Source organism: Fictibacillus sp. Mic-4 (genome assembly GCF_049843615.1).
GTDB lineage: Bacteria > Bacillota > Bacilli > Bacillales > Fictibacillaceae > Fictibacillus_A > Fictibacillus_A gelatini.
This window is the reverse complement of sequence record NZ_JBBHZM010000071.1, coordinates 1-7931: the sequence shown is the minus strand read 5'-3', so window position 1 is coordinate 7931 and position 7931 is coordinate 1. Positions and strand designations below refer to the sequence as shown.

Genomic DNA, 7931 nt, shown 5'->3' with positions numbered 1-7931 from the left:
CCTTCCGATAGCTTTCTATATAAAGAAGCTCTAGATACATTTGTAATTTCACAAATTTGATTTACAGTCATATTTCCTTCTTTATATAGCTTTACTCACTAGTGTTGCATAAATTTTATTTGAATTTTCAGTTTTATATTTTTTCTAATGAAGAGCCAAAAAAGGGAATACCCAAACAAAGGTGGCTCCATCCATTTGGTTTTTATTGACAATTAGACAAAAGGAACGACAACTATGAGCTCGTTAAGGTACGGTTTTTCCTTTGATTTTTCGAAGCCAAAGATGCGCTGGCTTCCACAAAGCCGCCTTTAAATACCGGCTAATTTGTAAAATCTTTCGCTGACTTTTCGTTTCGAGGTTTGCATGACTAAAAAAAATATAAATCCATTAAATTTTCATACTCGGGAAGAAGTGGAGTTTTTTGGTAAACCGTTTTTTACGGGACATCGTTGGTTCGGATTAGAAGATGAAAAGAAGCGTATTTTTTTAACAAAAACTCGTGCAGCAAAACTCGGTTTCCCTATAGCCGAGACTGAAGAACCGGCTGCTTATCGGTATACCAGTAACGGACCAGCCAAACTCAAATATGTTCCGGTTTATGATCGTACTAATTGTGATATTTCGGAAAAGGAGCTTTTCCCTAATGAGATTTATCCATTCATTAAAGGGAGGTAGATAGGTAGTAAAAATTCGTCTACATGGAATTTTAAATAAAGTTACTAGTGCAACAGAGGCGATTTCAACATAAGATAGCCGATATTCCGTACACTAAGGAATACCGGCTTAATTTTTTATTGATTTTTCAAATGATTACCATTTACTTTGCCCCTAGTGTCAGCTACGCTGGTACTATCCCTAATATTTTGTTTGAGCATGTGTAGTTATAGGAGCAAAACTGGTGCTAGATTCTCCAGACCAACTAATAGATGGCCCACCAAAATCTAAGCCATATGAAAAACTAGAATCAATTGATTTTTTTGCATGAGAGTAATTACCGTATGCATTAATATAATACGGTCTTACAGAGGAGTTTCTCATAATTTTGTAGTGCATGTATCCCTCTAATTCAAAAACTTTTGAATTAGAAGCATCGTTTTTTAAATTCATCCTGACACCATACCCGGCACCATCTTTAGTCCATGTGGTACTTGATGAATAATAAGAAGCACTTCCACTACTAGTGTCCCCATATGTAGGGTTATAGGTTCTCCATAGTTGCTGACCATGCTGTGATCCTGCTTTTGGGGAAAATGTATTATCGATGGAAATAGTCAGAACATCATAACTTCTTGTTTCAGGCATTATGTCCCACACAAATCTCTGAAATAATTCAATATTTCCATTATACCTATTAATAGATGTAACAAGCCTTCTGTAACTTGTTCTGGTAGTATCATCAGAACTAAATGGTCGGATTTTTTTCTTATTTATTTTGTTAGTACCTTGCTTATTCTTTAAAGCTTGTACTCTTTTGAAATATTCTTCTTTGGTCAATTCAGTTGTTTTGTATGTGTAATTCGTGTTTGTATTTATTGCTTTTTTCAATGAGGATTTTTGGGCGATTTGGTATTGTTGTGGTTGTTCTACATCTTCATAATATTGTGTGATTTGACTTTGAGACTCTAGTACAACGTCTTTGAATTCGTTAAATACAGTTTCATCCATTTGACTAATTGCTAAATCGGAGAAACCGAATTGTTTAAGGCGATCATATTGCTCTTGTGTCATTACAATTCCATTAACATTTGCTTCGGCAGCATGAGCATGGTTTTGAAGTGTAAAAAAAATAAAAAATGCAAAAAGACAACCTGTAAAACTTAGTATTCTTTTCATCCATTTTCCCCCTTTTCTATATTATAATAACACAGATGGTACAGAATTTTTTAAAAATTTAAAAAATATTTATTGGAGGAAAAAAATGCATTTATCAGTTCCTTGGATGATCGTTTTAGGTGTTTTATTTCTTTTTATCCAGTATGTAATTATTGAAACAGCGGTAAGAAGAGGTATAGATGCTTCAAAAACATATGAATTACTCGAAGAGATTCTTGAAACTTTAAAGGGGAAAGATAGAAAGTAGTCCTGTCCAGAAAAGAATTAGAGGGAGCTTTATTAGGTTAGGAAGTACATACAGAACATTAGTATGCTTGAGGAAAGCATTGAATCCATCTTTATTTGTATTTTTCTCAACTGTTTTTTCAAGGATGGCTGGAGCCTGGAGGCGCATCTCTCTTAAAACTTAGTACAAACTATACACATTTGCCGTTATCATCTATATCCTTTTTCCCCTTCGAATATATACAAGGTAAATTTTAGTGAATGGTTAAAGGGGCATTAAATAAGCTTTAGGCATATGCTGTATCATTCCATTGATCCAAAAGGTAATCGCTCCCCCGATTGCCTTTTGTTTTTTGTCAATTTGTAAAGTTTAATTCAAGTTGAAAAACGGCCGCCAAATGGCGACCTTGTTATGATTCAATCCTCATTCTAACCAATTCAGAAGATAAGAAAACTACGCTGCTCCGTGTTTTTGGGGTAAAACCAATTAGACAAGTCAGAATTTTGTTGTATAATGAACATAGAAACAGGGAAAAAACATAATAATAATAAAGACCGCCGATGCGGGAACATCAAGCGGTCAATGTACAATAGAATTAGCCCGATCAAGGGTGTAGCTCAATCTTAAGATGAAATAACCACCAGGCTGGCAGGCTCAAGGGTGGTTATTTCTTTTTGTTAAATGTCAGCATGGCCATGATTAACATACCGAAGGTTAGCATAAGTTGAATGGCTTCATAAACCGACACGCAGCCTCACCCCCTTTCTATAGGGGATGAGCTACCACCCTTGAGGAGCTTCTATTGTACGTTTTTATTTTACCATATTTATCCGACGGGAGATTATTTCTTCAAAATGAATTCTTGAAAGGATGGTGACCTCATTAGGCACTTTTTGTATAGCTCTGAAATTTCACCTTGCATTTTATGATGGGATCTAAGTTAAATCCAATCGTCGGTTTCTTTTTTTATGATTTGTTTTGCTATTCTATGGAACGCAGTACGAGCATTGGGCGGAACAAATTCCATGATTCCTACATATTTACCTTGTCGAGCAGTGGACCATCCAAATTCCCCTTTTTTACGGATTCCGATTATTTCAACCGTTTCAAATTGATAATTTTTATGTTTAAGCCAATTGTAGCTTCGTGTATCTAATTGATAAGGTGTGCCTTCACCAATTTTTTATAAACACACCCTTCCCATCCTAAATCAACGATTTTATTAAACAAAGCTTTTCCGTCCTTTGTTGTTGGGGTAGCGTCAGGAAAATGCGGATTTACAACGCTAAGCCCATTTTCAAGACGATTCCCCCAGTTTTAACAACGTTAAGAAAGTTTCAATGGCCTTAAAGAATCTAACGAGACCATTTTCTCCGAATTAAAATGGTATTCTCCAAGTAAATTAATATGTTCCCAACCTAGAGGTGACATATGGTGCAATAATTCTTCATTAAAACTACCTGACCGTTTTTGATATTCAACTGCCTTTGTTAGATGTAAAGTATTCCAGATACTGATGGCATTGATAATTATGTTTAAGGCACTGGCCCTTTGCAATTGATGCTGTATGGTTCGTTCCCTAAGCTCGCCTTGTTTTCCGAAGAAAATAGCTCTTGCCAGTCCATTCATGGCTTCTGCTACTAAAAATATAGACAAATGTATGTGAGGCTGTTCTAATTGATGTTAGACCAGAAGATGAATATAAAAATCAACATATTACGGGAGCTCTATCGATACCTGTTGAAGATCTAGAGGAGCATATTTCTTCTCTTCCAAAAGATAAAAAAATAATTGCTTATTGTCGTGGACCTTATTGTGCTTTTGCAACACAAGCAGTAGAAACATTAAACTCCCTTGGATACGAAGCTTATCGCATGGAAGAAGGGGTTCATGAGTGGAAACAATCTGATTATATTCATTAATTTTAAGGAGGAATTAAAAATGTTATTTCGTCAATATTTACACACTAATCCAGTAGCAGCATCATATTTTTTTGGGTGTGGAAGTCAATCACAAGGAGTGGTGGTAGACCCACTAGAAGATCAAGTTGATTTTTATGTAGAAGAAGCTGAAAAGTTAGGCATGAATATTGTTTATGTAATTGATACACATCTTCATGCTGACCATGTATCAGGTGCAAGAAAATTAGCTGAGAAAACAGGTGCAAAATATGTCCTTCATTCTTCAGCAGAAACAAGCTTTAACTTTACTCCAGTAGAAGACGGGGATGAATTATTAGCTGGAAATACACTATTAAAGTTCTTGCATACCCCAGGTCATACACCAGAGCACATTTCTATCGTGGTTTCTGATAAACGTCGAGCTGATGAACCTTGGTTTGTCTTAACAGGTCATACGTTAATGGTTGGAGATGCAGGTAGAACTGAATTGGCTGTATCTATTGAAGAAGGGGCAAAAGATTTGTATCAAAGCTTAAAAAAGATCACTCAATTAGAAGACCATGTTGAAATTTATCCTGGAGCGTTTTCAGGATCAGTTTGTGGACGTGGTTTAAGTGGGAAACCTTCTTCAACCATTGGATTTGAAAAACGTCACAATGAAGCAATGAGATTTGATAACGAGAAGGAATTTGTTGATTTTATGACAACGAACGTACCACCACAACCAGAAGGTTTTAAAGAGATGAGAAAAACAAATCAAGGAAAATAATAAAGTGGAGAACCTCTATTTGGTTCTCCCTTTTTGGAGGTGAATGGTTTGAGTAAAGTACAAATTGGAATTAAAGAAAATTTAATAAATTTCATACTTCTAGTTGTTACGAACTTCTTTGTTGGTTCAATGGTTGGTTTAGAAAGAACCATTCTCCCGATTATTGGTGAAGAAGATTTTGGTTTGGCATCGGCTAGTGCGGCATTATCTTTTATTATTAGTTTTGGATTTTCAAAGGCTATTGTGAATTATTTTGCAGGTGCTATCGCAGACCGATTAGGAAGAAAGAAAGTCCTTCTTATCGGTTGGAGTATCGGCTTATTAGTTCCTTTGCTGGTTATATTTGCGACCTCATGGTGGATGATTGTAGTTGCAAATATTTTCTTAGGTATCAACCAAGGATTATCTTGGTCCATGACCGTAAATATGAAAATTGATTTATCGAAACCTACTCAAAGAGGTTTTGCTGTAGGGTTAAATGAATTTGCAGGGTATATAGGAGTAGCTGTAATGGCTGGTGTCTCTGGTTTTGTTGCAACAAATTTTTCTAACCGCCCCGAACCATTTTATTTAGGTATTATTATTGTGGTAATCGGTTTTATCTTATCATTACTTGTAAGAGATACAGAAGAACATATAAAGCTTCAAACAAAATCATCCAATAATGGTCCGACTTTATCTGCAAAAGAAGTGTTCAAAATAACTACGTTTAAGAATAAAAGTTTATCTAGCATCACTTTTGCAGGATTAAGCACAAACCTTAAAGATGGTATGGCTTGGGGACTCTTCCCATTATTCTTTACAGGTGTTGGCTTAACCGTATCAGAAATTGGAGTGTTAGTTGCGATTTATCCAGCTTCATGGGGATTTTTCCAACTGTTTACCGGAGCGTTAAGTGATAAGATCGGACGAAAGTGGTTCATTGTTGGTGGAATGTGGCTTCAAGCTCTTTCTCTGTGGATGATTTTATTTGTAAACGAATATAGCCTATGGTTCATAGCAGCTATTCTTCTAGGACTAGGAACCGCAATGGTATATCCAACCTTACAAGCTTCAATTAGTGATATAGCACAACCAGAATGGAGAGCCTCATCAATGGGAGTTTATCGTTTTTGGAGAGATAGTGGATATGCATTTGGAGCATTATTTGCAGGATTTATTGCAGATATGCTTAATATTAGTTGGGCAATTGGTTTAGTTGCTCTATTACCTCTAATTGCAGGAATCATAACAGCAGTTCGAATGAATGAAACATTAATAAGGTAGGAACAGAGTATTGAATCAATATAAAAGATTTATTGAAAAATCCTACTCAATGTACGACAAAGACCAAACTTAAGGCTTGTAGTATCTTATTACTCATTTTATAATTAATTTATACCATTACGGGTATACGTATATAATGGAAGGGGGGATGATTCTGTCTCATCGAACTGATCCAAATAGAGCATATAGGCTCTTTGATCCAAAGAGAAAAAAGCTTATAACACCCAATAAGGCATTGGAATTATTAGAACTTGAAGAGTTTGAAAATGTCGCTGATCTAGGTGCGGGTAACGGCTATTTTACACTTTCACTAACGAAAAAATCTAAGATGGTTTATGCTGTAGATATTGAACCCAGGATGTTGAAATTATTAATGGAACGTGCAGAAAAGGAGAACATAAGTAATATCAGGTATGTTGAAAGTAATCTTGAGGATATAAAATTGGAAAAGAATATTGTAGATAGATAAAGCGTTAATAGCTTTTGTCATACATGAAGTGCCTGATATAAAAGCTGCACTCGGAGAAATTCGTAGGATTATAAAGCCAGGTGGAATGTTTGTATTGTTAGAATGGGAAGCGGTGGAATCAGAGATAGGACCTTCAATAGAACAGAAAGTACCGTCTATAACCATGAAAAAGTTATTAGAACAAAACGGCTTTCATCCAAAACTTGTGCATTTAAATCAATCAATTTATGCAATAATTGCTAAAAACATTAAATTTTAAGGAGGATAAAAAATGTTTGACTATACCGTTGAAACAAAAAAGAGTATTAATGAAGCAGTAACAAGTTTAGAAACTAATTTGAAAGAAGAGAAGTTTGGCGTTTTGTGGATGTTTGATATCAAAGACAAACTTCAAGAGAAGGGACTAGATTTTAATCAGGAATATAAGGTCTTAGAAGTCTGTAATCCACATGAAGCTCAGAGAGTTTTAAATGAAAACTTATTAGTGGGGTATTTTTTACCATGTAAAATTGTTGTTTACAGTGACAATGGGCAAACTAAGATAGGGATGCCTAGACCAACAGCACTTATTAAGCTTGTGAATAATGATGAAATCATAAAGCTTGCAAAAGATATTGAGGATCGTTTAATTAATTGTATTAATAAAAGTATATAGAAACTGTGAATTTGCCTGTCAAGAAATAAATATTTTATAACTACTTTGAAAAAAACGGGCGACGATAAAAAACTATCGCCGTCCTTTTTTTTATTTTTCGTTTACTATTTTATTTATCGTATCTATCATTTCAGGACTTTGAAATATTTCTATCATGCCATCTTGCATTTCCGGTACTGCCATCATGTCCAGCATACATATTTGGGCTTATGCCACCAGAGTACATCATATGATCGATGCCACCATATCCGGCAAGAAGGAGTAAGGCTAAAACGGCAACGACACGTTGATTTGTTTTTATTTTCATTTGTTTTCCTCCTTGTTTAGACATTCACTTTTACTGCTTTCCCGAATAAATGTCTTTTATAGCCCTAAGGTTAATCCACCTAATATTTCAAACAAAATTAAACTCCACCTAAAACTCCACCTACTATTATTATTTTTTTATTCATTTTAATCACTCCAGTTCAACTTTATACCCCTGTTAGTATTGTGATATTAACATTACTAAAATCAATTAGTGTGATAAAAGTTACAATTAGAAGCTTATTTTGGATTTATATGGACGTGGCAAATAAACATATTTAACCGATAAAAGAGAATTCTAAGTATGACTTGTATTACTTCAACATAAGGAGTGACGAAATGAATACTAAGTCAAAAGTTGCTGAGATTTTACCAAAAGAAGTATCTGAAAAAGTAAGGCAAGGAAAAGCACAAAGTATTATCGATGTTCGTGAACATGAAGAAGTTGCACAAGGGAGAATCCCAGGTGCTTACCATATTCCTTTAGGAGAGCTTGAAAATCGATT

The 7931-nt window shown here is 34.9% G+C and carries 12 protein-coding genes and 2 pseudogenes; 9 read left to right on the top strand and 5 right to left on the bottom strand.

Translation table 11 applies throughout. The features are described 5' to 3' along the window. Positions 1 to 95: pseudogene (locus WD019_RS21175) on the bottom strand (helix-turn-helix domain-containing protein); the annotation flags it as partial. A 268-nt stretch (positions 96 to 363) separates the two neighbouring features. Here WD019_RS21175 and WD019_RS21170 point away from each other — a divergent pair. Then, positions 364 to 675, top strand: a complete 312-nt coding sequence (locus WD019_RS21170) for a hypothetical protein (RefSeq protein WP_425712736.1) — start codon at positions 364 to 366, stop codon at positions 673 to 675. Positions 676 to 855: 180 nt separating this feature from the next. Here the strand turns inward: WD019_RS21170 and WD019_RS21165 are convergent, their stop codons facing one another. After that, positions 856 to 1833, bottom strand: coding sequence for a hypothetical protein (locus WD019_RS21165; protein ID WP_425712735.1), 978 nt, complete (start codon positions 1831 to 1833; stop codon positions 856 to 858). 85 nt (positions 1834 to 1918) lie between these two features. Here WD019_RS21165 and WD019_RS21160 point away from each other — a divergent pair, with 85 nt between their 5' ends. Further along, positions 1919 to 2080, top strand: coding sequence for a hypothetical protein (locus tag WD019_RS21160; RefSeq protein WP_425712734.1), 162 nt, complete (start codon positions 1919 to 1921; stop codon positions 2078 to 2080). A 643-nt stretch (positions 2081 to 2723) separates the two neighbouring features. Here WD019_RS21160 and WD019_RS21155 read toward each other — a convergent pair. Together WD019_RS21155 and WD019_RS21150 are read right to left on the bottom strand one after the other, a co-directional pair. After that, positions 2724 to 2807 (bottom strand): putative holin-like toxin, encoded by an 84-nt coding sequence (locus tag WD019_RS21155; RefSeq protein ID WP_425712739.1) that lies wholly within the window; start codon positions 2805 to 2807, stop codon positions 2724 to 2726. A 578-nt stretch (positions 2808 to 3385) separates the two neighbouring features. Beyond that, a pseudogene (locus WD019_RS21150) lies at positions 3386 to 3694 on the bottom strand (Tn3 family transposase); the annotation flags it as partial. 41 nt (positions 3695 to 3735) lie between these two features. Between WD019_RS21150 and WD019_RS21145 the strand changes: the two are divergent. The 6 genes from WD019_RS21145 to WD019_RS21120 all read left to right on the top strand — a co-directional run bounded on the left by WD019_RS21145 (position 3736) and on the right by WD019_RS21120 (position 7119). Continuing rightward, positions 3736 to 3981 (top strand): rhodanese-like domain-containing protein, encoded by a 246-nt coding sequence (locus tag WD019_RS21145; protein ID WP_425712738.1) that lies wholly within the window; start codon positions 3736 to 3738, stop codon positions 3979 to 3981. Positions 3982 to 4000: 19 nt separating this feature from the next. Then, the gene (locus WD019_RS21140) at positions 4001 to 4729 is read left to right on the top strand and encodes an MBL fold metallo-hydrolase (protein WP_016204420.1); all 729 of its coding nucleotides are present in this window, start codon (positions 4001 to 4003) and stop codon (positions 4727 to 4729) included. Between the two features lie 48 nt (positions 4730 to 4777). Next, positions 4778 to 5995 (top strand): MFS transporter, encoded by a 1218-nt coding sequence (locus WD019_RS21135; protein WP_016204419.1) that lies wholly within the window; start codon positions 4778 to 4780, stop codon positions 5993 to 5995. A gap of 136 nt (positions 5996 to 6131) precedes the next feature. Further along, positions 6132 to 6464 carry a class I SAM-dependent methyltransferase gene (locus WD019_RS21130; protein WP_250637168.1) on the top strand — a complete coding sequence of 111 codons (333 nt, stop codon included), beginning with the start codon at positions 6132 to 6134 and terminating at the stop codon, positions 6462 to 6464. Then, positions 6457 to 6723 carry a class I SAM-dependent methyltransferase gene (locus tag WD019_RS21125; protein WP_142385655.1) on the top strand — a complete coding sequence of 89 codons (267 nt, stop codon included), beginning with the start codon at positions 6457 to 6459 and terminating at the stop codon, positions 6721 to 6723. Before WD019_RS21130 ends, WD019_RS21125 begins: the two co-directional genes overlap by 8 nt. Positions 6724 to 6735: 12 nt before the next feature. Further along, positions 6736 to 7119, top strand: coding sequence for a DUF302 domain-containing protein (locus WD019_RS21120; protein WP_019380820.1), 384 nt, complete (start codon positions 6736 to 6738; stop codon positions 7117 to 7119). A gap of 130 nt (positions 7120 to 7249) precedes the next feature. On the opposite strand, the gene WD019_RS21115 is transcribed toward WD019_RS21120, so the two are convergent. Then, on the bottom strand, positions 7250 to 7450 hold the full coding sequence (locus WD019_RS21115) for a hypothetical protein (protein WP_142385654.1): 201 nt from the start codon (positions 7448 to 7450) through the stop codon (positions 7250 to 7252). A gap of 314 nt (positions 7451 to 7764) precedes the next feature. Here WD019_RS21115 and WD019_RS21110 point away from each other — a divergent pair. Further along, on the top strand, positions 7765 to 7931 hold a 167-nt coding region (locus WD019_RS21110; protein WP_425712737.1), incomplete at its 3' end, for a rhodanese-like domain-containing protein.

What these genes read in the sequence shown, in the direction of transcription:
- WD019_RS21140 (WP_016204420.1), top strand. Translation starts at nt 4,001, where the DNA reads ATGTTATTTCGTCAATATTTACACACTAATCCAGTAGCAGCATCATAT.
- WD019_RS21170 (WP_425712736.1), top strand. Translation starts at nt 364, where the DNA reads ATGACTAAAAAAAATATAAATCCATTAAATTTTCATACTCGGGAAGAA.
- WD019_RS21120 (WP_019380820.1), top strand. Translation starts at nt 6,736, where the DNA reads ATGTTTGACTATACCGTTGAAACAAAAAAGAGTATTAATGAAGCAGTA.
- WD019_RS21160 (WP_425712734.1), top strand. Translation starts at nt 1,919, where the DNA reads ATGCATTTATCAGTTCCTTGGATGATCGTTTTAGGTGTTTTATTTCTT.
- WD019_RS21115 (WP_142385654.1), bottom strand. Translation starts at nt 7,450, where the DNA reads ATGTCTAAACAAGGAGGAAAACAAATGAAAATAAAAACAAATCAACGT.
- WD019_RS21130 (WP_250637168.1), top strand. Translation starts at nt 6,132, where the DNA reads ATGGAAGGGGGGATGATTCTGTCTCATCGAACTGATCCAAATAGAGCA.
- WD019_RS21165 (WP_425712735.1), bottom strand. Translation starts at nt 1,833, where the DNA reads ATGAAAAGAATACTAAGTTTTACAGGTTGTCTTTTTGCATTTTTTATT.